At 46.6% G+C, this 24,810-nt stretch carries 25 protein-coding genes; 23 read left to right on the top strand and 2 right to left on the bottom strand.

Annotation, left to right across the window (positions count from 1 at the left end; all coding sequences use genetic code 11):
- The first annotated feature begins 26 nt into the window (after nucleotides 1-26).
- The 18 genes from rsmH to GT589_RS07955 all read left to right on the top strand — a co-directional run bounded on the left by rsmH (nucleotide 27) and on the right by GT589_RS07955 (nucleotide 18,233).
- Nucleotides 27-962, top strand: coding sequence for a 16S rRNA (cytosine(1402)-N(4))-methyltransferase RsmH (gene rsmH, locus GT589_RS08040; protein WP_293398156.1), 936 nt, complete (start codon nucleotides 27-29; stop codon nucleotides 960-962).
- A 19-nt stretch (nucleotides 963-981) separates the two neighbouring features.
- Nucleotides 982-1,389, top strand: a complete 408-nt coding sequence (locus GT589_RS08035) for a septum formation initiator family protein (RefSeq protein WP_293398155.1) — start codon at nucleotides 982-984, stop codon at nucleotides 1,387-1,389.
- 21 nt (nucleotides 1,390-1,410) lie between these two features.
- Complete coding sequence (locus tag GT589_RS08030) at nucleotides 1,411-3,603, top strand: penicillin-binding transpeptidase domain-containing protein (protein ID WP_293398154.1); 2,193 nt, start codon at nucleotides 1,411-1,413, stop codon at nucleotides 3,601-3,603.
- Between the two features lie 78 nt (nucleotides 3,604-3,681).
- Nucleotides 3,682-5,139 carry a UDP-N-acetylmuramoyl-L-alanyl-D-glutamate--2,6-diaminopimelate ligase gene (locus tag GT589_RS08025; protein ID WP_293398153.1) on the top strand — a complete coding sequence of 486 codons (1,458 nt, stop codon included), beginning with the start codon at nucleotides 3,682-3,684 and terminating at the stop codon, nucleotides 5,137-5,139.
- A gap of 2 nt (nucleotides 5,140-5,141) precedes the next feature.
- Nucleotides 5,142-6,515 carry a UDP-N-acetylmuramoyl-tripeptide--D-alanyl-D-alanine ligase gene (locus GT589_RS08020; RefSeq protein ID WP_293398152.1) on the top strand — a complete coding sequence of 458 codons (1,374 nt, stop codon included), beginning with the start codon at nucleotides 5,142-5,144 and terminating at the stop codon, nucleotides 6,513-6,515.
- Between the two features lie 2 nt (nucleotides 6,516-6,517).
- Nucleotides 6,518-7,483 (top strand): phospho-N-acetylmuramoyl-pentapeptide-transferase, encoded by a 966-nt coding sequence (gene mraY / locus GT589_RS08015; RefSeq protein ID WP_293398151.1) that lies wholly within the window; start codon nucleotides 6,518-6,520, stop codon nucleotides 7,481-7,483.
- 46 nt (nucleotides 7,484-7,529) lie between these two features.
- On the top strand, nucleotides 7,530-8,879 hold the full coding sequence (gene murD / locus GT589_RS08010) for a UDP-N-acetylmuramoyl-L-alanine--D-glutamate ligase (protein ID WP_293398150.1): 1,350 nt from the start codon (nucleotides 7,530-7,532) through the stop codon (nucleotides 8,877-8,879).
- 19 nt (nucleotides 8,880-8,898) lie between these two features.
- The gene (gene ftsW / locus GT589_RS08005) at nucleotides 8,899-10,074 is read left to right on the top strand and encodes a putative lipid II flippase FtsW (RefSeq protein ID WP_293398149.1); all 1,176 of its coding nucleotides are present in this window, start codon (nucleotides 8,899-8,901) and stop codon (nucleotides 10,072-10,074) included.
- A 1-nt stretch (nucleotide 10,075) separates the two neighbouring features.
- Nucleotides 10,076-11,194 (top strand): undecaprenyldiphospho-muramoylpentapeptide beta-N-acetylglucosaminyltransferase, encoded by a 1,119-nt coding sequence (gene murG / locus GT589_RS08000; RefSeq protein ID WP_293398148.1) that lies wholly within the window; start codon nucleotides 10,076-10,078, stop codon nucleotides 11,192-11,194.
- A gap of 57 nt (nucleotides 11,195-11,251) precedes the next feature.
- The gene (locus GT589_RS07995; protein ID WP_293398147.1) at nucleotides 11,252-11,986 is read left to right on the top strand and encodes a cell division protein FtsQ/DivIB; all 735 of its coding nucleotides are present in this window, start codon (nucleotides 11,252-11,254) and stop codon (nucleotides 11,984-11,986) included.
- 1 nt (nucleotide 11,987) lies between these two features.
- On the top strand, nucleotides 11,988-12,698 hold the full coding sequence (locus GT589_RS07990; protein ID WP_293398146.1) for a DUF881 domain-containing protein: 711 nt from the start codon (nucleotides 11,988-11,990) through the stop codon (nucleotides 12,696-12,698).
- A gap of 16 nt (nucleotides 12,699-12,714) precedes the next feature.
- Nucleotides 12,715-13,437, top strand: coding sequence for a DUF881 domain-containing protein (locus GT589_RS07985; protein WP_293398145.1), 723 nt, complete (start codon nucleotides 12,715-12,717; stop codon nucleotides 13,435-13,437).
- The gene (locus tag GT589_RS07980; protein WP_330582889.1) at nucleotides 13,430-13,792 is read left to right on the top strand and encodes a small basic family protein; all 363 of its coding nucleotides are present in this window, start codon (nucleotides 13,430-13,432) and stop codon (nucleotides 13,790-13,792) included. Before GT589_RS07985 ends, GT589_RS07980 begins: the two co-directional genes overlap by 8 nt.
- A 91-nt stretch (nucleotides 13,793-13,883) precedes the next feature.
- On the top strand, nucleotides 13,884-14,957 hold the full coding sequence (gene ftsZ / locus GT589_RS07975; RefSeq protein WP_293398144.1) for a cell division protein FtsZ: 1,074 nt from the start codon (nucleotides 13,884-13,886) through the stop codon (nucleotides 14,955-14,957).
- A gap of 102 nt (nucleotides 14,958-15,059) precedes the next feature.
- A complete protein-coding gene (nrdR, locus tag GT589_RS07970; RefSeq protein WP_293398143.1) occupies nucleotides 15,060-15,518 on the top strand; it encodes a transcriptional regulator NrdR in 459 nt (152 codons plus the stop codon).
- Nucleotides 15,518-16,243 (top strand): peptidoglycan editing factor PgeF, encoded by a 726-nt coding sequence (gene pgeF / locus GT589_RS07965; protein WP_293398142.1) that lies wholly within the window; start codon nucleotides 15,518-15,520, stop codon nucleotides 16,241-16,243. Before nrdR ends, pgeF begins: the two co-directional genes overlap by 1 nt.
- On the top strand, nucleotides 16,243-16,932 hold the full coding sequence (locus GT589_RS07960; protein WP_293398141.1) for a response regulator transcription factor: 690 nt from the start codon (nucleotides 16,243-16,245) through the stop codon (nucleotides 16,930-16,932). Before pgeF ends, GT589_RS07960 begins: the two co-directional genes overlap by 1 nt.
- Complete coding sequence (locus tag GT589_RS07955; protein WP_293398140.1) at nucleotides 16,929-18,233, top strand: HAMP domain-containing sensor histidine kinase; 1,305 nt, start codon at nucleotides 16,929-16,931, stop codon at nucleotides 18,231-18,233. The genes GT589_RS07960 and GT589_RS07955 overlap by 4 nt, the downstream gene beginning before the upstream one ends.
- A 14-nt stretch (nucleotides 18,234-18,247) precedes the next feature.
- Here GT589_RS07955 and GT589_RS07950 read toward each other — a convergent pair whose 3' ends face one another.
- Entirely contained in the window at nucleotides 18,248-19,705 is a 1,458-nt protein-coding gene (locus GT589_RS07950) for a nicotinate phosphoribosyltransferase (RefSeq protein WP_293398139.1), read from the bottom strand.
- A 197-nt stretch (nucleotides 19,706-19,902) separates the two neighbouring features.
- On the opposite strand from GT589_RS07950, the gene GT589_RS07945 reads away from it, so the two are divergent.
- The 4 genes from GT589_RS07945 (at nucleotide 19,903) to GT589_RS07930 (ending at nucleotide 21,956) form a co-directional block, all read left to right on the top strand.
- A complete protein-coding gene (locus GT589_RS07945) occupies nucleotides 19,903-20,574 on the top strand; it encodes a stalk domain-containing protein (RefSeq protein ID WP_293398138.1) in 672 nt (223 codons plus the stop codon).
- A gap of 16 nt (nucleotides 20,575-20,590) precedes the next feature.
- The gene (locus tag GT589_RS07940; RefSeq protein WP_293398137.1) at nucleotides 20,591-21,004 is read left to right on the top strand and encodes a DUF2721 domain-containing protein; all 414 of its coding nucleotides are present in this window, start codon (nucleotides 20,591-20,593) and stop codon (nucleotides 21,002-21,004) included.
- Between the two features lie 16 nt (nucleotides 21,005-21,020).
- Nucleotides 21,021-21,434: an NUDIX hydrolase gene (locus GT589_RS07935; RefSeq protein ID WP_293398136.1), complete on the top strand. Its 414-nt coding sequence runs from the start codon at nucleotides 21,021-21,023 to the stop codon at nucleotides 21,432-21,434.
- Nucleotides 21,435-21,581: 147 nt separating this feature from the next.
- Entirely contained in the window at nucleotides 21,582-21,956 is a 375-nt protein-coding gene (locus GT589_RS07930) for a VOC family protein (protein WP_293398135.1), read from the top strand.
- 53 nt (nucleotides 21,957-22,009) lie between these two features.
- Here GT589_RS07930 and GT589_RS07925 read toward each other — a convergent pair whose 3' ends face one another.
- On the bottom strand, nucleotides 22,010-24,187 hold the full coding sequence (locus GT589_RS07925; RefSeq protein WP_293398134.1) for a leucine-rich repeat domain-containing protein: 2,178 nt from the start codon (nucleotides 24,185-24,187) through the stop codon (nucleotides 22,010-22,012).
- Between the two features lie 224 nt (nucleotides 24,188-24,411).
- Here GT589_RS07925 and GT589_RS07920 point away from each other — a divergent pair, with 224 nt between their 5' ends.
- Nucleotides 24,412-24,804, top strand: a complete 393-nt coding sequence (locus GT589_RS07920; protein WP_293398133.1) for a secondary thiamine-phosphate synthase enzyme YjbQ — start codon at nucleotides 24,412-24,414, stop codon at nucleotides 24,802-24,804.
- Nucleotides 24,805-24,810: the final 6 nt, after the last annotated feature.

Genomic DNA, 24,810 nt, shown 5'->3' with positions numbered 1-24,810 from the left:
GGCTTTAATAAAGGGAGAGAACAATTTTGGACTTCAAACACGTATCGGTACTATTCGACGAATCTATAGATAATCTGAACATAAAGCCTGACGGAGTGTATGTGGACGGGACGCTCGGCGGTGCCGGCCATTCGCTTGAGATTGCAAAGAGGCTTTCAAAGGACGGCCTGCTTATAGGCTTTGACCAGGACAAGAACGCAATAGAGGTGGCTAAGGAAAGGCTGGCTCCCTACATGGACAGGGTCAGGATTGTCCACAGCAATTTTGAAAACATAAAGAAAGAGCTTGAAAATCTGGGCATAGACGAAATCGACGGGCTGCTGCTCGATCTGGGAGTGTCCTCGCACCAGCTCGACGAGGCGCAAAGGGGTTTTTCCTACATGCAGGACGCACCTCTCGATATGAGAATGGACAGCAGGAATCCGCTGAGCGCCTACGAGATTGTGAACACATACCCCAAGGAGGAGCTCGAGAGGGTGATTTGGGAGTATGGCGAGGAAAGATGGGCCGCAAGGATTGCCGAGTTCATAGTGGAGAAAAGGCAGGCTCACAGGATAAACACGACACTCGAGCTTGTGGATGTCATCAAGGCCGCGATACCTCAAAAGGCAAGGCAGGACGGCCCGCACCCGGCTAAAAGGACATTCCAGGCAATCAGAATAGAGGTCAACAGAGAACTCGATGTGATAAGAAAGACTATTGAAGACGCGACTTCTGTGATGAGAAAGGGCGGCAGGATATGCATAATAACCTTCCACTCGCTGGAAGATAGAATAGTAAAGGACACCTTCAAGGAGCTCGCCAAAAGCTGCGTATGCCCGGTGGAATTCCCGGTTTGCGTGTGCGGCAAGAGGCAGGAGCTCAAGATAATCACTAAAAAGCCTATAATACCAAGCGATCAGGAGATTGAAGGCAATCCAAGGTCAAGGAGCGCCAAGCTCAGGGTTGCACAGAGGGTTTAGGCGCTAAGGGGTGGTGCATTTGAGAGCAGACAAAAATAAAGCAAGTGACGGCAAGAAAATTGCCGACCTCGAAAAATACAGGCAGAGGAAAAAGCGCAGCGCCAGGGATGAAAACTCCAATGTCGACGGTGCAAGGCTCGCAAGGAACAGGAGCAAGAGAAATGCAGCACTTCTCAGGAATGGTGCTATAGCTTTCATAGCCGTGGCTGTTTTTCTGATAATGGCGAGATACTCCGTAATATCAAGGCTCAACTATGAGTCGCACTCTCTGAGCAAGCAGCTCGATGAGAAGTTGAATGAAAAAAAGGAGCTCTACTACGAGATAGAAATGAAGACAAACAGCGCCACCATCGAGAAGCAGGCGCGCGAGAAGCTGGGCATGGAATATCCTGCTGACGGACAGATTGTGTATATTGACGTTGAATAGGGCTTTGGGGGGAATACTGGTTTGGCGGATTTGAATATAAAAAACAAGAGAAGACTTTTTGCGCTTTTATCGCTCATGATGCTGGCTTTTTTAGGCTTGATAGCAAGGCTCGGCTACATACAGCTTGTCGAAGCAGACTGGCTCACAGAAAAGGCCCTTGCCCAGCAGGTCAGGGACCTGCCTGTGGAGGCGAAAAGGGGCACCATATATGACAGGAACGGCAAGGAGCTGGCGATAAGCATAACAAAATACACGGTATGGGCAAAGCCTTCCGCCATAAAGGATAAATCCGACGCTGCCAAGAGGCTCTCAAAGACCCTTGGCGTTGAGGAAAAGGAAGTCGAGTCTATGCTCAAGTCCGACAAGAAGAGCCTTGTGAGGCTTGCAAGGTGGATAGACGAAAAGCCCGCAAAGCAGATACAAAAGCTTGAAATAGGCGGTGTGTGGGTCGTTAAGGACAACAAGAGGTTCTATCCCTATGGTAATCTCGCGCCTTATGTAATAGGCCATGTGTCCACTGACAACGCAGGGCAGGCCGGCATTGAGCTTGAGTACGACAAGGAGCTTAAGGGTCTTCCGGGAAGGATAATAAGCGTAACTGACGCGTCTGGAAAGGAGATTCCCTACGACAACGGCAAGTACAACAACCCCAAGGACGGCCAGGGAGCTATACTTACAATAGACGAGGTCATACAGCACCATCTCGACAAGGCGCTTGACAAGGCTCTTGCGGAAAACCAGGCAAAGAACGTCATGGGAATAGTCATGAATCCGAAAACGGGCGAAATTCTTGCCATGTCGTCAAAGCCTGACTACGATCCGAATAATCCAAGAAATCCGATATATCCAAGGTACGAATCCCTGCTTGCCTCATACGGCGAGGACAAGTCCAAGGGCTGGTTTGACATGTGGAAGAATCCTCTTGTAAACGAAACGTATGAACCGGGTTCAACATTCAAGCCTATAACGGTTTCAGCAGCGCTGGAGGAGGGCTTTACAAAAGAAAGTGAAACCTTCTACTGCAACGGCTATGTAGAGATACTCGGAAGAAAGATAAAGTGCCACGTATATCCGCGGGGGCACGGCGTCGAGACTCTGGCGCAGGCGGTGCAGAACTCATGCAACCCTGTAATGATAGAGCTGGCTAGGCGAATGGGTACTGGCAGGCTGTATGAATACATAAAGGCTTTCGGGCTGATGTCGAAGACGGGCATAGATCTTCCAGGCGAGCAGGTGGGTGTTTTCCACAACGAGCAGAACGTTGGCCCTGTCGAGCTTGCGACTATAGCTTTTGGACAGGCGAACTCGGCAACGCCGATACAGCTTATTTCGGCAATAAGCGCCATTGCAAACGATGGTATAATGATGAAGCCACATGTTGTAAAGGAGTTTGTAGACTCAAAGGGCAACGTAATAAGCAGAGTTGAGCCTGAGCAGGTGAGAAAGGTTATATCGTCAAAGACGGCGCGCTCGATTAGAAACATAATGGAGTCTGTAGTCGTGGAGGGCGGAGCCAAAAATGCATTCATTCCAGGCTACAGAGTTGCAGGCAAGACAGGAACTGCACAGAAGGTTGTAAACGGCAGATATGAACCGGGCTTCTACTATGCGTCTTTTGTAGGCATGGCTCCGGCTGAAAATCCGGAAATAGCCGTTTTGATAATAGTTGATGAGCCGCGTGGAGCCTCGCATTTTGGAGGAACGGTAGCTGCGCCTATAGCAAAGGAAGTAATATACGATGTACTTAGATATTTGAATATAAAGCCCAACTTCTATCTGGGCGACTCGCAAAACGGCGGCATGGTGGAGGAATCGATTGTGCCTGAGGTCAGGAACATGGAGCTATCTACGGCCCTGCAGCTGCTATCGGATAATGGGCTCAACTACGTGATAGAGCCGTCCAATACGGTATTCAACCCGGACGACATGGTGCTTGATATGTTCCCGAGCCCCGGAACGAAGCTTTCGGCGGGCTCGAACGTCATACTCTACATGAAGCTTGAGCTAAGCGAGGCGGCAATGGCAGGCGGAAAATCCGTTGTTGTGATGCCAGACCTTACAGGCAAGACAATAAAGGAAGTGACCAACATACTCCAGGGTATGGGTCTCAAGCTCAAGGCTACGGGCAGCGGCACGGCCGTGAGCCAGGAGCCAAAGCCCAACATGCCGGCTGAGCCGGGCATGGCTGTTAGCGTGGAGTTCAAATCAAACTGATGAGTAAGGCAATGCATGCGCATGTATGCATTGCCTTTTTGAAGGTTTATATTGGCAAAATAATGCGGAGGTGTTCATATGAAGCTAAGCGAGATGCTCTCAGGAGCCCAGATGGTAAGTGTCAGCGGAGATTTTGAAACTGAAATAGGCAGCATTACATACGATTCGAGAAAGGCGGGAAGCGGCAGTCTTTTCATATGCATAAAGGGGTTCGCCTCCGACGGGCACGACTATGCAAAAAGCGCGTACGAATCCGGCTGCAGGGCTTTCCTGGCGGAAAGGGAGCTCGGACTCGAGGATGCGTGCGTTGTAGTAGTAGATGACACCAGAAGGGAAATGGCAAGGGCAGCCGCCAATTTTTACGGCAATCCTTCAAGCGCGCTAGGTCTTGTAGGTGTGACGGGCACTAACGGCAAGACAACAACGACATATCTTATAAAGTCGGCGCTGGACTACCTGGGTAGCAAGTGTGGTCTTATAGGCACAATAAGGACATACACAGGCAGGGTGGACGCCGAGTCTGAAAGGACAACACCCGAGAGCGTGGAGCTTCAAAGCTATTTCAGAGACATGCTCGATTGCGGTATAGAGAGCTGCGCCATGGAGGTGTCTTCACATTCCCTTGAGCTTCACAGGGTCGACTTTTGCGACTTCAAGTATTCGGTGTTCACTAATCTGACGCAGGACCATCTTGATTTCCACGAGGACCTTGAAAGTTACATGAAGGCCAAAGAAAAGCTGTTCTTCATGACATCGAAGGCAAACATAATCAATGTGGACGACATGCACGGCAAAGAGCTGCATGACAGGCTCAAAGTCTTGGACACGGCTTGCATCAGCTATGGCATAAATGAAGAGGCAGATATCAGGGCCATGGACATAAGCATGGACGCAACGGGAACTAGCTACACCATGGTCACTCCGGATTTTGAGTGCCGCATCGAGGTGGCGATTCCGGGAGAATTCACTGTTTACAACACTCTGGCGGCGGCAACGGTGCTGTACCTTATGGGCATAGGAAAGGATGAGATATCTTCAGCAATAGGCAGCTGCAGCGGTGTTCCAGGAAGGTTTGAAAGCATAGTGGGTCCAAGCGGAGTCACAGTGATAGTAGACTACGCACATACGCCGGACGCGCTCGAGAATATACTAGAGACTGCCAAAGGGTTTGCTAAGGGCAGGGTTATAACGGTTGTAGGCTGCGGAGGCGACAGGGACAAGACGAAAAGGCCGATAATGGGTGGAATAAGCCAGAGGCTGAGCGATATGACAGTCATAACATCAGACAATCCAAGAACCGAGGATCCTCGTAAGATAATTGAGGACATAGTGGCGGGGCTTGACAAGCAAAAAGGCGGCTATACAGTAGTCGAGGACAGAAAAGAGGCCATAGAAGCGGCAATAAGTATGGCGGAGCCTCAGGATATAGTAATAATAGCCGGCAAGGGCCACGAGGACTATCAGATAATCGGCAAGCAGAAGATTCATTTTGACGACAGGGAAATTGCAAGAGCTTATCTTGAGGAGGTCAAGTAGGTATGGAGGATGTAACCTTTAATGAGGCGGCCGCGTGGTGCAAAGGGACTGTTGCGGCAGGTGATTCTCAGGCTATGCTGGGCGGGATTTCAATAGACACAAGAAAGATTTCGCCGGATGAAACTTATGTTGCAATAGTAGGCGAGAGGCTTGACGGGCACGATTTCATAGGGGCGGCATGCGAAAAGGGTGCAAGCAAGTTTATAGTGGAGCCGGAAAGGGTTGCCGACAAGTCATTCTATGCAGGCAGCACTGTGCTCGAGGTTGAGGATACTACTAGGGCCCTTGGCGATATTGCAAGAGGCTATAGGGACAGGTTCGACATACCCTACATCGGAGTGACCGGCAGCTGCGGCAAGACATCCACTAGGAACATGGTATGGAGCGTGCTCTCGCAAAAGCTCATTACGCATAAAAACAGCGGCAATTTCAACAATCACATAGGCCTTCCGCTGACCATGTTCGAGCTGAGTTCAAGACACCAGGCGGCAGTGCTTGAGATGGGCATGTCCGGTTTTGGAGAGATCGAGTACCTGGCTTCGATAGTCAGGCCAAGTATTGCTGTGATAACAAACGTCGGCTATTCCCACATTGAAAACCTGGGATCCAAGGAAAACATAATGAAGGCGAAGCTTGAGATAACCTCCTATTTCGACGAGACGTGTACGCTGATTGTCAACGGTGATGACGAGCATCTTAAAAGGCTAATGCCTGAAGGCTACAAGCTGATTAAATTCGGATTTGAGCCGGGAAACGACATTGCATGCACAGGAGTGAGCGAACAGGGCAAAAATCTTGAATTTCATGTAAATTGGAATGGAAACGAAGAGAAGTTTACCATACCTTCCAAGGGCATGCATAACGTATACAATGCGATGGCTGCGATGGCTGTGGGCGTTGAATGCGGACTCAGCCTTGACGAGATAAGATGCGGATTGCTGCAGTTTGAGAACGAAAAAATGAGATTGGATATAGTGGAAAAAAGCTTTATAATAGTTAATGATGCATACAACGCAAACCCTGATTCAATGAAGGCGGCGATAGATTTTCTGGCCGGATATGAGGGTAAAAGAAAGATAGCTGTGCTTGCTGACATGCTTGAAATGGGCGAATTTTCAAGAGAAGGCCATGAGATAGTGGGAGAATATGCAGCAGGCAGGGTGGATTTGCTTGTGAGCGTAGGCGGTGCGGCGGCATATATTTCCAGCAGGGCCAGAGAATGCGGCCTTGCGAATGCACTGCATTTTGATGATAGGCAGAGCGCCATGGAATATCTCGACGGAGTAGTCAAGCCGGGCGACGTGGTGCTTGTCAAGGGATCAAGAAGTATGAAGATGGAGGAGATAGCAAATCATCTCCAAGAAGGGAGCATTTAATAATGGTTGGTTTTCAAAAGCTGATGCTGATAGCACTGGCATCGCTGGCAGTCACGGTTATAACAGGCCCTATGTTCATTCCGATGCTAAGAAGGCTCAAGTTCGGACAGACCGTAAGGGACGACGGGCCTCAGAGCCATCTGGCAAAGAATGGTACGCCTACAATGGGCGGAATAATAATGGTGGCGGGAATATTGGGGGCATCTCTGCTTTCGGGCGAGCTTGACGCCAACATGGTCATGGCGCTTGTTTCAATAGTAGGTTTTGGACTCATAGGTTTTATAGACGATTATATAAAGGTGGTTCTCAAAAGGTCGCTCGGCCTTAGGGCTTACCAAAAGCTGATTGGCCAGTTTGCTCTGGCGCTTGTACTTGTGTTCTACCAGTACAGCGTTGCCGACTCGGGCAGCAGCATATTCGTGCCGTTCATGGACGGCTACAGGCTCGACCTTGGGATGTTCTACATTCCCTTCACGGTGCTTGTTATAGTTGCCACGGTCAACAGCGTCAACCTCACCGATGGGCTTGACGGTCTGGCTTCAGGGGTTACTCTCGTAATCTCGGTATTCTTCACTGCGGTGGCTTCGCTGCTTGGCTATACTTCTGTTGCCATAGTGTGTGCAGCCGTATTTGGGGCATGTCTGGGTTTTCTGAGGTTCAATGCGTATCCTGCTAAGGTGTTCATGGGAGACACGGGCTCAATGGCACTTGGCGGAGCGGTAGCGGCAGCGGCAGTTCTCATGAACATTTCGCTTATAATACCGATTGCAGGAGGCATATATTTTGCTGAGTCGCTTTCGGTTATAATACAGGTTGTATCGTACAAGCTCACTGGCAAGAGGGTGTTTCGCATGAGCCCAATACACCACCACTTCGAGCTTGTGGGATGGCATGAGACAAAGGTGGTAAGCGTATTTTGGATTGCAAGCCTTGTGCTTGGCATACTCGCATTTTTGGCTTTCATATAGGCCTATATAATATAAAGACAAACTAACAGTTGGAAGGTGGACGAAAATGGATTTACATGGCAAAAAAGTGCTTCTTGTGGGGCTGGCAAAGACGGGCATAGCTACTATCAAGTTCCTGCACTCCAAGGGGGCACTGCTCACGGTAAACGACATAAAAGGCAAGGAAGAGCTCCCGGAAGTGCTGGGCGAACTTGAAGGACTAGGCATAGAGTTCATACTGGGCTCACATCCGCAAAACATTGATAGCTACGAGCTTGCAGTTATATCTCCGGGAGTGCCGCTTGACATTCCTTTTATAGTGGAGCTCAAGGAAAGAAAAGTTGCGGTTATAAGCGAGATAGAGCTCTCATACAGGTATGCCAGGGCTCCTTTCGTGGGCATAACGGGCACTAACGGGAAGACTACTACGACAAGCCTTGTAGGCGAGATATTCAAGCTCTCAAGCTACAACACATTTGTTGTGGGCAACATAGGCACTCCTGTAGTCGACGTTGTAGACAAGGCCGATGAGAACTCGGTGCTTGTCACTGAGCTCAGCAGCTTCCAGCTTGAATCCATAGAGACTTTCAAGCCAAGAGTAAGCGCCATACTCAACATAACTCCGGACCACCTCAACAGGCACAAGACTATGGGAAACTACATAGCAGCCAAGGCCAGGATATTCGAGAACCAGGACGATAATGACTATACGGTCCTAAACTACGATTGCGAACAGACGAGAAGCCTTGCAGGCCTTTGCAAATCAAATGTAGTATTCTTCAGCAGGAAGGAAAAGCTGGAGCGCGGAGTGTTTGTGGACGGCGGCAAGATAGTAGTTAAGACAGAGCAAGGCGCCGTAAGCCTTATGGACGCTTCGGAGCTTAAAATACCGGGGCCTCACAACCTTGAAAACGCCCTGGCTGCAGTGGCTATAGCGGCTTCGATGAAGCTGCCGTTTGAACTGATAGCCTCTGCCCTGAGAAGCTTTGAAGGCGTCGAGCACAGGCTGGAGTTTGTCAGGAGCCTTGATGGCATAGATTTCATAAACGATTCGAAGGGGACTAACCCCGACGCCTCAATAAAGGCAATACAGTCCTTTGAAAGACCGCTTATACTTATTGCAGGCGGAATGGACAAGGGCGGCGAATTCGATGATTTTGTGGCGGAGTTTGGCGGCAAGGTAAAAGGCCTGGTGCTGCTTGGAGAGACGGCCCAAAAGCTGGAGGATACGGCAGCCAGATTTGGATTCAAACAGACCTACAGAGTTGAAAACATGGAACAGGCCGTAAAGAAGGCCTTCGCTCTTGCTCAGCAGGGTGACATAGTCCTGCTCTCGCCTGCGTGTGCCAGCTGGGACATGTATCCTAGCTACGAGGTAAGGGGAAGAGATTTTAAGGAAAATGTGATGAGGCTTTAGGCTTTTGGGGGGACATATTATGACAAGGACAAGAAAGCAGGTAAAGGAGACGCGGAAGCCTGTAAAAATCAAGGGGTTCGACAAGTATATATTCTTAGCGACGCTTCTGCTGGTGGCCATTGGGATTGTAATGGTTTTCAGCGCAAGCTATGTCAACGCATCGCAAAGATATGGAGATCCTTACCATTTCCTGAAAAAGAATATTTTCTTTGCAGTCCTAGGAACTATTGTCATGATTTTTATGTCCTTTTTCAGCTACAAGAAGATAGAGAAGCTACGCTGGACGATTGCTGGTACAGCTGCGGTTCTGCTGGTAATAGTGCTCACTCCCCTTGGAACAAGTTTTAATGGAGCCCAGAGGTGGATATTAATAGGTCCGCTTACAATAATGCCCTCGGAGATAGCAAAATTCGCCTCAATAATACTCATAGCCAAATATATTAAGCCAAAGCTTATACAAAAGTCACTGCTTGGGGCGCTGAATCCCATTATGATAGCCGGTTTTTTCTTTGCGATGATAGTGCTTCAGCCAAACCTTTCTACAGCGGGAAGCATAATAATCACGTCTGTGTGCATGCTTTTTGCGGCGGGACTGCAGTTTAAGTATGTTATAGGCACCGTGGCTGCGGGACTTTCAGCGGGTGGACTACTGGCATTCATAAGCCCCTATAGATGGAAGAGGGTCACCTCATTCATGGATCCCTTCAAGGACGAACTCGGGAACGGCTACCAGGTAATACAGTCGCTTTATGCGTTGGGAACCGGGGGGCTTTTCGGGCTTGGACTTGGAAGGAGCAATGAAAAGTTCCTATACATACCTGAGCCGCAAAACGACTTCATATTCGCAATAATAGGCGAAGAGCTGGGCTACATAGGCTGCATAATAATCTTGATGGTGTACGTATTCCTCATATACCGCTGCATAAAGGTGGCCATGAACGCGCCTGACTTTTTCTCGTGCATGCTGGTTACAGGTATTGCATCCCAGATAGGGGTGCAGGTGCTGCTCAACGTTGCAGTTGTAACATCATCAATGCCTCCGACGGGAATACCCCTGCCGTTTATAAGCTATGGGGGAACATCCCTGGTGATACTAATGGCGGCTGTGGGCATGGTGCTGAACGTATCCAGGTATTCAAGGGCAAATGAAGCAAAAACCAGGCAGGATAAGCAAGATGGAATAGGAGCTGAATAGTATGAAGGCAGTTATTTCTGGAGGGGGAACGGGTGGCCACATATACCCGGCGCTTTCAATAGCTGAAAAGATAATGGAAAATGAAAATGACAGCAGAATTTTATATATAGGAACAAAGGAAGGCCTTGAAAGCAGGATAGTGCCCGAGAAGGGATATGAATTCAAGACTGTGCAGGTCAGGGGATTCCAAAGAAAGCTTTCGGTTGAAAATGCAAAGCGAGTGGCCCTGTTTATGAAGGGGCTCGCGCAGTCGCTTGCCATTATAAAAAGAAACAAGCCGGACGTTGTGATAGGCACGGGCGGATATGTCTGCGGACCGGTAGTGCTGGCGGGAGCGCTGCTTGGGATACCAACGCTCATACATGAGCAGAACGCATTTCCAGGCATAACAAACAAATTCCTCTCGAGGTTTGCCGACAGGGTGCTGATAAGCTTTGACGATTCGAGAAGATTCTTTACAAAGAGCAAGAGCGTGGTGCTGACCGGCAATCCCGTCAGGGGCGAGATAACCAGCGCCAGCATGGCGCAGGCAAGGGAAAGGCTGGGCATACCCGAAGGCAAGAAGATGGTGCTTTCTGTAGGCGGCAGCGGTGGTTCGGGTACTATAAACGCCGCAATGAAGAGTGTGATTCCCGCACTTGCAGCAGAGGACTATGCTTTCGTACACGCCACAGGAAGGCTTCACTATGACGAGTTCATGGAAGGGCTGCGCGGCATCGAGCTTAAAGGCTATCAAGTGGTGACTGACTATATAGATAATATGTCGGATATACTCGCAGCGAGCGATCTGGTAATATGCAGTGCGGGGGCAATAACAATATCTGAAATCACATGCCTTGGAAAGCCTTCGATTGTAATACCAAAGGCTTACACGGCCGAGAATCACCAGGAGTACAACGCCAGGAGCGTAAAAAATTCAGGGGCTGGCGAAATGATACTCGAGAAGGACCTAAACGGCGATACCCTGTTAGAGGCTGTGTTCAGCATACTTAGCGACGAAAAGCTGCTTGAGAGCATGAGCCAAAACAGTATCCGGATTTCGAATCCGCATGCGTCTGACACCATATACGAGCAAATTAAAAGCTTAATGGCAGAAAAAAAGGGTATAAAAAACAAGTAGTGTTTTGGGCTGCAGGGCTACCAGACGGCATGTTTACATTTGCGAAGGGTGAAACAATTGAGAAAAAATATTATTATGACAGCACTTGTGATACTCGTAGTTGCGGTTTCGTCGTTTTACACCGCTATAATGTTCGGGTATTTCAACGTCAAGGACATCGAGGTAAACGGAATCATAAAGCTGAATAAGGGCGAGCTTTTAAAAGCCTCAGGAATAGCCAAGGGCGGCAACATTTTTCTGTATGATTTGTCGGAAATTGAAAAGGCTCTGCAGGGAAATCCTTATGTAAAAAATGTCAAAGCTAAAAGGGAGTTCCCGGACAAGCTGACAATAGACGTAATGGAAAGAATGGAATTATTTTGTATACCGTATATGGGCTCCTATGTTATCATAGATGAAGAGGGGAATGTACTGAGAGTGGAAAATGATATCAACAATCTCGACAGGCCGATACTCTCCGGAATTGAAATGGAAAATTTCAAGATAGGCAACAAGATAAAGCTTGGGAAAAAGGACGTAATGCCTAAGCTGTTAGAGCTGCTCAATACCTGTTCTGGCAGCAATATACTAGAGAATATTTCTGAAATTGGGATAGACAAAAAAGGGGATATACGCCTTTATACTATGACTGGAGTGGTAGTGCTGCTTGGAGATGCGCAGAAGCTGGACTACAAGATTCCGCTGCTTAGGGCCATACTGATTGACCTTTACAAGAAGAATATAAATTATGGCGTTATAGATATGAGGTATAACGGATATCCCGTGTATAAACAGACCCTGGATGGTGAATGATTTGAAAAATGGTAGGATTGCAATACTGCTTCTTAGCCTTGTGCTTGGGATCATGATGACAATACAGATCAAGACAGCTGAAACCTCAACAGGCGGAGTTGTGTCCTCGCAAAAGGCAAGGCAGCTTTCTGCCGAGCTCAAGCGGCTCAAGGACAAGCGCGAGAACCTGCAGGAGGAACTGGGCATACTAGAGAACAAGATAAAGGCGTATGAAGAATCGCAGGCGAGCAGCAGCACTGTGACTAAGAATCTCAAGGAAGATATACAAAGATATGAAATACTAGCGGGCTATACTGATGTCGTGGGCCCCGGAATCGAAGTGATTATAGATGCTTCGCAGCCGGGACAGGACGAGCAGATGCTCACATACAACTATGAAATGCTGCTTTCACTCATCAACAAGCTCAACGCAGCAGGAGCTGAAGCTATAGCAGTAAACGACGAAAGGATAGTAGCCAGCACCGAGATACACCTTTCGGCAGATGCGGGTGACAACATCGTAATAAATGACAAGCCTGTAAAGGCTCCTTATTACATCAAGGCAATAGGCAACGCCGATACGCTGGAGGCTGCGCTTAACATGAGATACGGTATAGTGTGGGAGATAAGGCAGTATACGGGCCTCAAGGTGGACGTCAAAAAGGCGGATGTTGTTGAAATTTTACGTTACGGAAACAAAATAGAGTTCAAGTATGCGCAACCTGTGAGCTAGAACTGTGGGTGACAAAATGAAAAAGGTTAACATGGAAACCATACTGCTTGTGGCAGTAATGTTTGTATTTGGTATTTCCATATCAATACAGATTAAAAGCTCTGATCCAAACAATCTGTTTGTTACATTGAACAGTATAAGAGAGCTTGGATACCAGATAGATTCGGCTGAAATCGAAGTAAAAAAACTGGAGGATCTGGTTCTTGAGAGGAAAAAGGATATAGTTAAGTATGAAGGGGCAATAGGAAGCAACGGCGAGGCTATTGAAAGCCTGATTAAGGAAGAACATGACAAGCTCAAGCTCGTATCGGGCATGCAGGATGTCATGGGACCGGGCATAATAGTCAGCCTCAAGGATGGCGAACGCGAGCTTGAGGACGGCGAAGATCCCAACGATATACTCGTGCATGACAGGGACGTACTTGAGATAGTCAATGACCTTAAGGTGGCAGGAGCGGAGGCCATATCAATAAATGGCGAGAGGGTTATCAGCACCTCGGAGATTAAGTGTGCCGGACCCACAATAACAATAAACGGCTCGACATACGGCCAGCCTTTTGTAATAAAGGCTATAGGAGATCCGAAACATCTTGAAGCCTCTATGCTTGCTCCAGAGTCATATGCTTACATACTCAAAGAGGTGTGGGGCATAGATGTTAAAATTGCCGTAGCTGATGAAATGAAGATAGAAAAATACAGCGGCGAACTGTACTTTAGATATGTAAAAGAAGGTGAATAATTTGATTGCAGCAATAATCGGTTTGGTGCTGGGAATACTCATAGGATTCTATATTCCGTTTACCTACCCGGACAGCTATACACTGTATATATCGGTAGGAATACTGGCTTCGCTCGACTCCGTATTTGGGGCCATAAGGGCGAGCCTTGAGGGCAAATACAACAATTCGATTTTCATAACGGGCTTTTTTACTAATGCTATACTTGCCGGATTTCTGGCCTACCTGGGCGATAAGCTCGGAGTGCCGCTTTACTATGCGCCTATTATAGTTTTCGGAGGAAGGCTGTTCGACAACTTTGCAGTGATAAGGCGTGTGCTTCTTGGCAAAATGATGGATAAAAAAAAGACAAGTTAATATTTGGGGGTTGTATTAATATCATGCAAGAGAGTAAAATAAACATATAATATTTAGCTTTGTTCAATACATACAGCGAGGAGGATAATCAATGATACAATTTGATATGGGGATGGATGAATTCGCTCAAATAAAGGTCATTGGCGTTGGTGGCGGTGGAAACAACGCAGTAAACAGGATGATAGAGGGCAACGTCAAAGGGATTGAATTCATAGCAATAAATACAGACAAACAGGCACTGTTTACATCAAAAGCCGAGCAAAAAATACAAATCGGCGAGAAACTGACAAGAGGGCTGGGTGCCGGAGCTGATCCCGATATTGGAAGAAAGGCAGCCGAAGAGAGCAGAGAAGACATACAAAAATGCCTCGAGGGAGCCGACATGGTTTTCGTAACTGCTGGAATGGGCGGCGGCACAGGAACAGGAGCTGCACCTGTAGTTGCGAGCATAGCAAAAGAGATGGGAATCCTTACTGTTGGTGTTGTAACAAGACCATTTACTTTCGAGGGCAAAAGAAGACTCAACCATGCGCTTGGCGGAATAGATACGCTCAAGGCCAGCGTGGATACACTTATAACAATTCCAAACGACAGGCTGCTTCAGGTGGCTGAAAAAAGAACATCAATGCTGGAAGCCTTCAGGATAGCAGATGACATACTAAGACAGGGTGTACAGGGCATATCTGACCTTATAGCTGTTCCAGGGCTTGTAAACCTTGACTTTGCGGATGTTAAGACGATAATGAAGGACCAGGGACTTGCTCACATGGGCATAGGAAGAGCCAACGGCGAAGACAGGGCTGTAGAGGCTGCAAGGCAGGCAATACAGAGTCCGCTGCTTGAAACTTCAATAAAGGGAGCCAAAGGAGTGCTTCTGAACATTACAGGAGGTCCGGACCTTGGACTTTACGATGTCAACGAAGCTGCATCGCTAGTACAGGAATCAGCCGACGAGGATGCAAACATCATATTTGGAGCAGTAATAGATGAGAACCTCAAGGACGAGATAAAGATAACTGTAATTGCAACAGGTTTTGAGCTAAAGGAAAAACAAAAATCTGACGAGTTAAGTGAGCAGGAGGCTTCATCGAGCGAGATTGAAGAGCTTGCAGACACAGAAGACGGAAGCTTCAGCATACCAACTTTTTTAAGAAGAAGAAGATAATTTTATCTTCTTTTTTTTTACAATTATGACCTGTGTGGTACAATAGAACATAAGATGGCTCTATAGACTAATAATATAGAATAATATAGCGGGAGGGAATGTATGAGGTGTCCTTATTGCGGTTATATGCAATCGAAGGTCATAGATTCGAGGCCTACGGACGAAGGCAACTCCATCAGGAGAAGAAGGGAATGTGAAAGTTGCAAAAAACGCTTCACGACATATGAAAAGATAGAGGATGTCACCATAATGGTTATAAAAAAGGACGGCACAAGGGAGCTGTTTGACAGGGACAAGATTATAAAGGGTATACTCCGCGCATGCGAGAAAAGGCCCGTGGCTCTGGCGGATGTGGAAAGGGCGGTTGCCGACATAGAAAGCTCCATAAGCTCAAGCGGCGCGAGCGAGGTTGTAAGCACAAAGGTAGGCGAGCTTGTAATGGAAAAGCTCAAGGAGCTCGACGAGATTGCGTACGTGAGATTTGCATCGGTATACAGGCAGTTTAAGGATGTTAACTCCTTTCTAGAGGAGCTTGAAAAAATTCTGGGCGAAAAAAGGTGATGGCTGTGAACTATCTTGAAAAGCTGGGCATGGAATTTGGCGGGGGAATTGCAGCTTATTTTACTGATTCAAGCGTTGACATGAAAAATCAAGACGACGTAAATATGTTTTTCAGGGAATATAATCTTAACAGGGACAGGCTGACATACAGCACCCAGGTTCACGGCACGAAAATAAGACTGATAGAAGAAGGCGATGTCGGCGTAGTCGAGGAGGCAGACGCCATTATCACATCCTTGTCGGACACTCCAATAATGATATTTGTTGCGGACTGCGTGCCGATAGCCGCCATAGACGAAAAAAAAGGTGTGTTGGGTCTTGCGCACTGCGGATGGAAGGGGACATACGGCAGGCTTGCGGCTAAGCTTGTAGAGTCTATGGCAGATAACTATGGCTGCGACAAGACTGACATAAAATGCATAATAGGGCCCTCGATAGGCCCCTGCTGCTACGAGGTCAACCGGGAGCTCGCAGACAAATTTAACCTGGAGTTTACGAATATTCCCTCACATTTGTATATAATAAGGGAAGGAAGATATTATCTTGACCTTTGGGGGATAAACGAGGAGACGCTTGCAGCCTGCGGCATAAATCGTGCAAACATAAGGCGTCTTGACGTGTGCACCTATTGTGGTGCTGACAAGCTTCATTCATACAGGCGCGACAATGCCACTTCAAAGAGGCTGGCTTTCATACTAAACAAAAGTAGTTTGGGGGAGATTTGATGAACAAGAGGGTTCTTGTTATAGATGACGAGGAAAATATTGTCGAGCTTATCAGATTCAATCTTGAGCTCAACGAAATGGATGTTGAGGTTGAGTACGACGGCCTGGAAGGCTATCTGAAGGCAAAGGAGATGAAGCCTGACCTTGTCCTTCTGGATCTGATGCTTCCGGGCATAAACGGTCTTGAGGTGTGCAAAAGAATAAGGTCCGACAAGGAGATTGGCGGTACGCCCATTATAATGCTTACGGCCAAGGATATGGAGGACGACAAGATAAAGGGGCTTGATGTAGGTGCGGACGATTACATCACAAAGCCTTTTAGCATAAAAGAGCTTATAGCAAGACTCAACGCTGTGATGAGGAGATATGAGCAGGGAAAGGAAAAAAAGGACGAGGTATTAGAGCTAGGAGAGATCAAGATAGACCTTAGAAACTACGAGGTATACAAGAATGGCAGCAAGATAGAGCTGACTCTCAAGGAGTTCGAGCTTCTAAAGCTGCTTGCCCAAAAAAGAGGAGAAGTGCTCTCAAGGAACTTCCTTCTGGATAAGATATGGGGATATGAATACTTCGGCGAAACCAGGACTGTTGATGTCCACATAAGGCACTTGAGGAAAAAGATTGAAGACAATGACAAGAAGCCTAAATACATTGAAACTGTAAGAGGGGTGGGATACAAATTCAAATGAATGACAAGCTCAACATCATAACAATAGATGACATGTACATTATTGTAATATTCCTTGTGATATGTCTTAGCGTCACACTCAGATATCTGCTGGTTCTGAGGTCATACCTGAAGTCCATAATGCTGGCCGCCGACAGCGTCAGCAAGGGCGATTTTTCGGTCGAAATAAAAAAGGACATGACAGGAGATTTGGGAAAGCTTGTACACAATTTCAATTACATGGTTAAAAAAATAAAGCACAACATAATTGAGCTCGAAGACAATAATGTTAAGCTGCAGTCCATTCTCAAGAGCACATCAAACGGAATAATAGCAGTAGATAACAGAGAAAACGTAATGCTCATGAATCAAAGCGCCAAGGAGATTCTAAGGTACGGCAAGGATGAGACTGAGGACAAGGTGCTGGATTTCATAGTGCGCGACAAATATATGCTTTCAGTTATGAAGAACCTCATTTCAAAAAGGGAAAGTGCCATGCAGGCCATTGAGGATGACGGCGGTCACTTCCTGAATATACGGGTCGATCCGATAATAATAGAGGATAAGGCCGACACGGCGATAGGAACAATAATCAACATAGAAGACATTACCGAGAGAAAACGGCTTGAAATGGTGAGGTCGGATTTTGTGGCGAATGTAACGCATGAGCTCAAAACACCCCTCACTTCTATAAGCGGTTTTGTCGAGACACTCAAGGGATACGACGACATCAAGCCTGAGGCCAGAAACAGATTTCTTGAGATAATAGAGATAGAAACAAACAGGCTCAGAAACCTCATAGACGACATACTCACCCTCTCCTTCATTGAAAGCAACGAGAATAAAAACAACACAAATCTCAAGGACATAAACCTTTGGGAGGTCTATGAAGAGGTATGCGAGATAATCGCATCGCTTGCTGAAAAAAAGAACATCAAAATAAGCAACTATTTCGAAAAGAAGGACATAGTTATACCGTCCAACCGGGATTACATAAAGCAGATGTTTCTCAATCTTATCGAGAATGCTGTCAAATACACTCCGGAGGACGGCAGCATTTTTGTGTCTGTTGTGGAGAGAAAGAATTCAATTGAAATAAGAGTGAAAGATACAGGGATAGGCATACCAATGCAGGATATTCCAAGGATATTTGAAAGATTCTACAGAGTCGAGAAGGCCAGGAGCAGAAAAATCGGAGGCACCGGTCTTGGACTGGCTATAGTAAAGCATATAGTCCTTTCGCTCAATGGAACCATAAGGGTGGAAAGCGAAATAAACAAGGGCAGCGAATTCATAATAGAAGTACCAAGGCTGCAGCGATAGGCTGCAGCCTTAGTCTATTTTTGGGAGTGCTCCTGTATGAGGCCGTCCTTGAGCTCCCAAAGCTTTCTCGAGAGGCTCACGTAATACTGGTGCGGGTTCTCGAATCTTTTAAGCTCCGGCCACAGCGTTTCGGCCATTGATGCCGCGTATTCCCTGATTTGGTCCATTGATGGCAGGCTATACACCAGCTTGCCCTTGTCAAATATTTGAACAAGCAGCTCCTTTGTATGGAAGTTTTCCAGGATGCTTTTCTTCCATGGGAAGAGGGGGTCGAATATCTCATAGGGCTCCGATGAGTCTATTGTTTCGTCAAACAGGGTTATCACATCGGCAAGAGCTTTGTTGGATTCGTTTGAATACAGCCTGTAAACTTTCTTGAAACCGGGATTCGTTATCTTCTCTATGTTGTTGCTGACCTTTATCCTGGGAAGTAGATGGTTGTCCTTTTCCACAGCGCACAGCTTGTAGACGCCTCCGAAAACAGGGTCGGATTTAGCGGTTATGAGCCTTTCGCCCACACCGAAGGAGTCGATGGGCGAATCCTGAAGTATTAGCTCGCGGATTATGTCCTCGTCAAGAGAACTAGACACCATTATCTTGCAGTCGGCAAAGCCGGCTTCGTCAAGGGCTTTGCGGGCCTGCTTTGAAAGGTACGAAAGGTCGCCGCTGTCAATTCTAACGCCCTTTAGTCTGCAGCCCTTTGGCAGGAGTTCTTCTCGGGCAGCTTTTATTGCATTGGGAATGCCTGATTTCATGACGTTGTAGGTGTCTACGAGCAGGACGCAGCTTTTAGGATATATCCTGGCGTAGGCTTTGAAAGCTTCGAGCTCAGAGTCGAACAGCTGCACCCAGCTGTGTGCCATAGTGCCGGCAGAGGGTATTCCGAACTTCTGGTCGGCAAGAGTGCAGGATGTTGCGACGGCGCCGCCTATGAAAGCGGCACGTGCTCCGTAGAGCGAAGCGTCGCTTCCGTGGGCTCGCCTGGAGCCGAATTCAATGACAGCCCTACCTGACGCGGCTCTTACAATTCGGTTTGTTTTAGTGGCAATAAGGCTCTGATGGTTTATTATGAGGAGCAGCATGGTTTCTATGAATTGCGCCTGTATGACAGGCCCTCTAACGCTCACAAGAGGCTCGTGCGGGAACACGGGGGTGCCTTCAGGTACTGCCCACACGTCGCATTTGAATTCGAAATTCCGCAGATAGTCGAGAAAGCTTTCGGAAAAAATAGCTTTGGACCTTAAAAAATCTATGTCGTCTTCGTTGAATCTCAAATTCTGGAGATATTCAACAAGCTGCTGCAGTCCTGCGGCTATCACGAAGCCTCCGTTGTCGGGGATTTTTCTGAAAAACATGTCAAAATAAGCTGTCTGCTCGTCCATGCCGTTCTCGAAATAGCCGTTTGCCATTGTCAGCTCATAAAAATCAGAAAGCATCGAAAGATGCCTTAAGCCAAAGTCGTCTCTATCCATATTCCACCTCGCATGTTGTTGTATATTATATAGAATTACCATATTACGGTGGGCATAAACAAAAAGAAATTATACGGCGGTAGTCTCTGAATGAAATGATGTGGGTTGAATGCCGCGGAATTGGATATAAATACAAAAAGTTTAAGAATTTCCGGGAAAATTGGCCGCAGATAATGCTGAAAATAGGGGGGCTTTATATGAAGAATAAGATATTGATTCTAGCTTTGGGGATTACGGTTTTCTTGGGAGGGTATGCAAGTGCCAATGGCATCAATGGATTCTTCAAGGGATTCCCCATAGTCAAGGTAATGGTCAACGGTAAGGAGGTAAAGAGCGACATTCCTGCAATAAACTTCAACGGCTCGACAATGCTTCCGCTGAGGGAAATGGCGGAAAATCTCAATTTTGCTGTGGAGTGGGATGATAAGACATGGACGGCAAGTGTGACAAAGCCGCAGGTGGACATGATACTTTGCGACTATTATGGAGAGGCCGAATCTCCTGAACAGGCGCTTGAGATACAGGACGACTACGGCAGGACACTGCTGATAGACAGGATAATTGGAAATCCCTTCAGCAGGTTCGAAACTGGAACCTACAGCTTCAATGCGTATATTGATGTGAGCGGGCTTGAATCAGGCAAATCGTATGTAGACAGGCTGTTAATAGTAGATTCTGAAGGAAACACAATATATACCTCGCCCCAGAATGAGCCATACCTGATGCCGCAGGGACAAAGCGGATTCCTCTACACTCTCGGAATACAGGATGTTACGTTTGCATCCACAGGAGTTTATACCATGAAATATCAGCTGAGCGTGGGTGGAGAATATATGACAGTCTACGAAAAGCTGCTGGACGTAAACTAAACTTTGGAGGATATTTATGGAACTTACACTGACAACACCTGCGCTGCTTTTTCCGGCAATATCTCTGCTGATGCTGGCGTATACGAGCAGGTTCCTTGTGCTGGCACAGCTGGTACGCGAGCTTCACTCAAAGTACAGCAGCGAATTAGAAAATGCGGATAAGAGGATATTGGCCCAGATATGTAACCTTAGAAAGAGGCTCCACATAATAAAGTATATGCAAATTTTCGGAGCCCTCAGCTTTTTCTTCTGCGTAGTATGTATGTTTTTAATTTTCATGGGTAATATAATATTCGCAGACTATGTGTTTGGACTAAGCCTAGTGCTGCTTATCCTTTCTCTCGCCTTGCTTGTAACCGAGCTTCAGATTTCGGTTAAGGCTTTGGACATACAGCTTAGTGATGTGGAGAGCGGGCAAGGCTGCAAATAAATGTGGTGGAGACGATATGAAGATTATATTTCATGACAGGGTAGACGAAGAGCTTATAAAATATGTAATTATTGCATCACGCTATGAAGGCAAATGGGTGTTTTGCAGGCACAGGGAAAGGGATACGCTTGAGATGCCTGCGGGACACAGGGAGGCGGGAGAGAGTCCGCTTGAGGCGGCCAGGCGAGAGCTTTACGAGGAAACGGGGGCCACTGATTACGACATTGAGCAAATCGGGGCATTCAGCCTGGAGGGAGACAGGAAGGTGCTCAGCATGTTTTATATGGCGAATATCAGGGAGCTTTCGCAGCTGCCTGATTACGAGATAGCTAAAATCGAGTTTGTTGAGGACCTTCCTGAAAGCTTGACTTATCCGCAGGTGCAGTCGCAGCTGTTTAAAATAGTGAAAAAAAGAATAGAATATGAGTAGAGCGATGATTGCCACCATGGAATTCAGGCACAGACACTGTAATAACGTGCATGTGTAAAGGCGAGCTACTGTGATATAATACCTCTTGAAGGTATTGCAAAGATAATGCTGCATTAAAAATGAATTTTCAGTAAGGGGGATTTTATAATGGATTTCAGATTTGCACACAACAATATCAACGTTTTTGACCTTGAAAAGAGCCTTAAGTTCTACAAGGAGGCCTTAGGGCTTGTTGAAGTCAAAAGGCACGTGCCTGAGGATGAAAGTTTCATTCTTGTATACCTTGGTGACGGCAGGACTCCTCACATGCTTGAGCTTACATGGCTAAGGGACAGAACTGAGCCATACAATCTTGGCGAAAACGAGTTCCACATAGCGTTTGAAACCGAAAACTTCGATGATGCCTACAAAAAGCACAAGGAGATGGGTTGCATCTGCTATGAGAATCAAGACATGGGCATATACTTCATAAATGATCCGGACAACTACTGGGTAGAAATACTTCCGGCAGGGAAGATTTAGATAAGAATTACATACTTACTTATGACAAAAAGCAGGGGGAATCCCCTGCTTTCTTACTTCAATTGCAGAACTATACCTTCCTCGACAACCTGCTTGCCGAAACGGATTTTTTCCAGCAGATATGGCTGCGACACCAGGCTGGAGTCTTGTGACTCTGCCGTTAGCACGAGCCAGTTTACAGAATATGCACTGCTTTTGCTGTAGCTGCTATTTTTGATTTGAATAGTGAAGTCATAGTTTTTTGTTCCTGCAGACATCTGAATCGGTTGCTGGGCAAGTAGGGTTTCGTTTCTTGCTCCGATTGCCATAATCGATATATTGACTGTAGAGGCCTTCTCTGGGTCTGCTATCAAAGTGCCCTTTACTGTGTAGCTTCCGTCCCTGTCATCTAGTAGAGGCATTGCTATATTGCCGTAGTACATATCGTATACGGGAGAATAATCCTTGACTGGATTGTCCAATATGTTCAACTGCTCGAAATGCCTATTCCTAAGGGGTTCAAGGCTTGAGACGCTGTTGTTCTGGATGCTAAGGATTTTCAGCGCTGGCAGCTTTTCAATTAATGAAAGGGATACAAGTTTATTTTTGTCTGCGCTGAACTCCTCAAGCAAAGGAGTATTAGCCAAAGGCGCAAGCGAATACACGGAGTTACTTGATATGTTTAGTTTCTTGAGGGATTTCAGGTTCGAAAGCCCGTCAATGCTAGACAGCTGATTATATGACATATCAAGTTCCTCAAGGCTTGGAAAAATCTTTGGGCTGCCTATGCGCTTGATGGCATTCACACTCAAATCAAGGCTTTTGAGCTCCGGAAGATTATTGAAGCCTTCTATGGAGGATATTTGAGCGTACGGAGCAGATACGGTCTTGAGTTTTTTTAAATTCGAAAGCACCGATATGTCTGATACATCTGATTGCCCTATGTACACCTCTTCCAGTTTGGAAAGCGAAGATAGGGCTGATACATCAGAAAACGGATTGCCCATGAGCTTTAGTGTGGTCAGGTTCTTCAACGATCCAACAGGCTTAATGTCAGAAATTTTATTGTATCCAAAGTCGGCAGATTCCAGTTTTTGCAGATTGGATACAGGGGATATGTCCTGTACGCCGCAAGTTCTTATCCAAAGGTTTTTTAGCTCAGTAAGGTTGCCAATCCAGTCTATCCCATCAAAAGGTTTTCTTTCGGGGTCTATCATCCCGCCGCTTTCTATCCTTAGATTTTCTAGAGCCTTCATATTCGCAATTGTCTCTATTTTGTTGTACTTGCTGGTATAGTTGTCTGTGAGTGTGAGGTCGCGCAGCTTATCCAGTTTTCCAAGTGTTGAGAAATCCTCGTAAAGACCGCCGTCTATCTCGAGTCGCTTTAACCCCTTTAGGTTTTCAAGGAAAGATATGTCCTTGTTGTTGAAAAGGTCTATTGACAAGTCTTCGAGCAGAGGCAGCTTGCTTAGGAACCCATATGATATATTTTCGTTCGGAGTATGCAGCGAGAGCTTCTTGAGCGACGTGAGCGATTCAATCCAGTCGTATCCGGCATAATCAAACGGCATGGAGCTGAAACTAATGCTCAGTGACTCAAGCTGGCGAATATCCTTTATTGATTCGAGGCACTCTGCGAGGTTGGAGTCAATGAATATGTCAAGCTCTCTGAGGTTTGGCAGCTGTGAAAGTCCTGAAAAGTTGATGTCGCCCCTTTGTGGCCCTTGGATTACAAGTGAGAGTGATTCTAGGCCTTTGCTATTGGCAAGCTTTTGGATATCGACCGGCGAGCTGACTAACAGCTGCAGGTATTTTTCTGCGTCAATATGTACTGCGCCGTCTCTTTCTGATATCGCAAATACTTCAGAAAGGTCGGAAAGCCTTACAAGCGAATAGCCACCGGTATTGAATGAGGGCACTCCTTTTGAATTGACGTATATGGATATATCGCTTTCGTATATATTGCCGTCAGTGTACCTGGGGAGCGCTCCGCCGGCAACGGTTTTTTCGGAGTTGAAGTCAAGGGTGGTCGTCCTGGAAAAGTCGCTCCAAGACATATTGTAGCCGTATTTCTCAAGGTCTTCGATCATTATAGCCTTTTCCCCGTCAATCTCGTAAAGGGGTATTGGAACATCTTTAAAGTATGCCGCCTGCGGTGACACTGTGTAGCTCTTAGAGTCGGCAAAAGCAAGCGCAGAAAATAGCGTTACAAATAAAATGCATATGGCAAAAGCCGAAATTAAACGTTTCATTGATATACAACCTCCTTTGCAATAAGTATAGCATTTAGGTTTGATTGCAGCCATTGGTTACCAATATGTAATGCAAATGTAATGCATTTGAAATATTTTGGGGTATTAAGTAGCAGATGGCTGATTATACCGAGCAATTTATTTGGGTATAATAACATCGCACCCTGAAAATGGGCTTATGTTTTAGAACACAAAATTATAGGTGAAAGGCGTGATTTTAGACCATGGAACACAGCATAAGGACAAGCAAGGCTCAGGAGTTCGTTGATGTGACAAATATAATAAGGGAAGAGATAAGCAAAAGCGGAGTGAAAAACGGCATAGCAGTGGCATTTGTGCCCCATACTACTGCAGGCATAACTATAAATGAAAATGCTGACCCCGATGTGGTACATGACATCATATCAGCGCTAAGCAAGGCGTTTCCTGAAAACGGATCATACAGACATTTTGAGGGCAACTCACACGCGCACATAAAGGCCTCACTGACGGGCTCGTCGTGCAATCTGATAGTTGAGAATGGAAGGCTAAAGCTCGGGACGTGGCAGGGAGTATATTTCTGCGAGTTCGACGGACCAAGAAACAGAAAGATATATGTAAAGGTAATAGGGGATTAGCGCAGG

The organism is Peptoclostridium sp., assembly GCF_009881055.1.
In the GTDB taxonomy this organism is placed as follows: domain Bacteria; phylum Bacillota; class Clostridia; order Peptostreptococcales; family Peptostreptococcaceae; genus Peptoclostridium_A.
This window is presented reverse-complemented; position numbering and strand designations above follow the sequence as displayed.

What these genes read in the sequence shown, in the direction of transcription:
- GT589_RS08025 (WP_293398153.1), top strand. Translation starts at nt 3,682, where the DNA reads ATGAAGCTAAGCGAGATGCTCTCAGGAGCCCAGATGGTAAGTGTCAGC.
- GT589_RS07945 (WP_293398138.1), top strand. Translation starts at nt 19,903, where the DNA reads ATGAAGAATAAGATATTGATTCTAGCTTTGGGGATTACGGTTTTCTTG.
- mraY (WP_293398151.1), top strand. Translation starts at nt 6,518, where the DNA reads ATGGTTGGTTTTCAAAAGCTGATGCTGATAGCACTGGCATCGCTGGCA.
- GT589_RS08020 (WP_293398152.1), top strand. Translation starts at nt 5,142, where the DNA reads ATGGAGGATGTAACCTTTAATGAGGCGGCCGCGTGGTGCAAAGGGACT.
- GT589_RS07920 (WP_293398133.1), top strand. Translation starts at nt 24,412, where the DNA reads ATGGAACACAGCATAAGGACAAGCAAGGCTCAGGAGTTCGTTGATGTG.
- GT589_RS07985 (WP_293398145.1), top strand. Translation starts at nt 12,715, where the DNA reads ATGAAAAAGGTTAACATGGAAACCATACTGCTTGTGGCAGTAATGTTT.
- GT589_RS07955 (WP_293398140.1), top strand. Translation starts at nt 16,929, where the DNA reads ATGAATGACAAGCTCAACATCATAACAATAGATGACATGTACATTATT.
- GT589_RS07935 (WP_293398136.1), top strand. Translation starts at nt 21,021, where the DNA reads ATGAAGATTATATTTCATGACAGGGTAGACGAAGAGCTTATAAAATAT.
- pgeF (WP_293398142.1), top strand. Translation starts at nt 15,518, where the DNA reads ATGGCTGTGAACTATCTTGAAAAGCTGGGCATGGAATTTGGCGGGGGA.
- murD (WP_293398150.1), top strand. Translation starts at nt 7,530, where the DNA reads ATGGATTTACATGGCAAAAAAGTGCTTCTTGTGGGGCTGGCAAAGACG.
- GT589_RS07925 (WP_293398134.1), bottom strand. Translation starts at nt 24,187, where the DNA reads ATGAAACGTTTAATTTCGGCTTTTGCCATATGCATTTTATTTGTAACG.
- GT589_RS07930 (WP_293398135.1), top strand. Translation starts at nt 21,582, where the DNA reads ATGGATTTCAGATTTGCACACAACAATATCAACGTTTTTGACCTTGAA.
- GT589_RS07940 (WP_293398137.1), top strand. Translation starts at nt 20,591, where the DNA reads ATGGAACTTACACTGACAACACCTGCGCTGCTTTTTCCGGCAATATCT.
- murG (WP_293398148.1), top strand. Translation starts at nt 10,076, where the DNA reads ATGAAGGCAGTTATTTCTGGAGGGGGAACGGGTGGCCACATATACCCG.
- GT589_RS07960 (WP_293398141.1), top strand. Translation starts at nt 16,243, where the DNA reads ATGAACAAGAGGGTTCTTGTTATAGATGACGAGGAAAATATTGTCGAG.
- nrdR (WP_293398143.1), top strand. Translation starts at nt 15,060, where the DNA reads ATGAGGTGTCCTTATTGCGGTTATATGCAATCGAAGGTCATAGATTCG.
- ftsW (WP_293398149.1), top strand. Translation starts at nt 8,899, where the DNA reads ATGACAAGGACAAGAAAGCAGGTAAAGGAGACGCGGAAGCCTGTAAAA.
- GT589_RS07950 (WP_293398139.1), bottom strand. Translation starts at nt 19,705, where the DNA reads ATGGATAGAGACGACTTTGGCTTAAGGCATCTTTCGATGCTTTCTGAT.
- ftsZ (WP_293398144.1), top strand. Translation starts at nt 13,884, where the DNA reads ATGATACAATTTGATATGGGGATGGATGAATTCGCTCAAATAAAGGTC.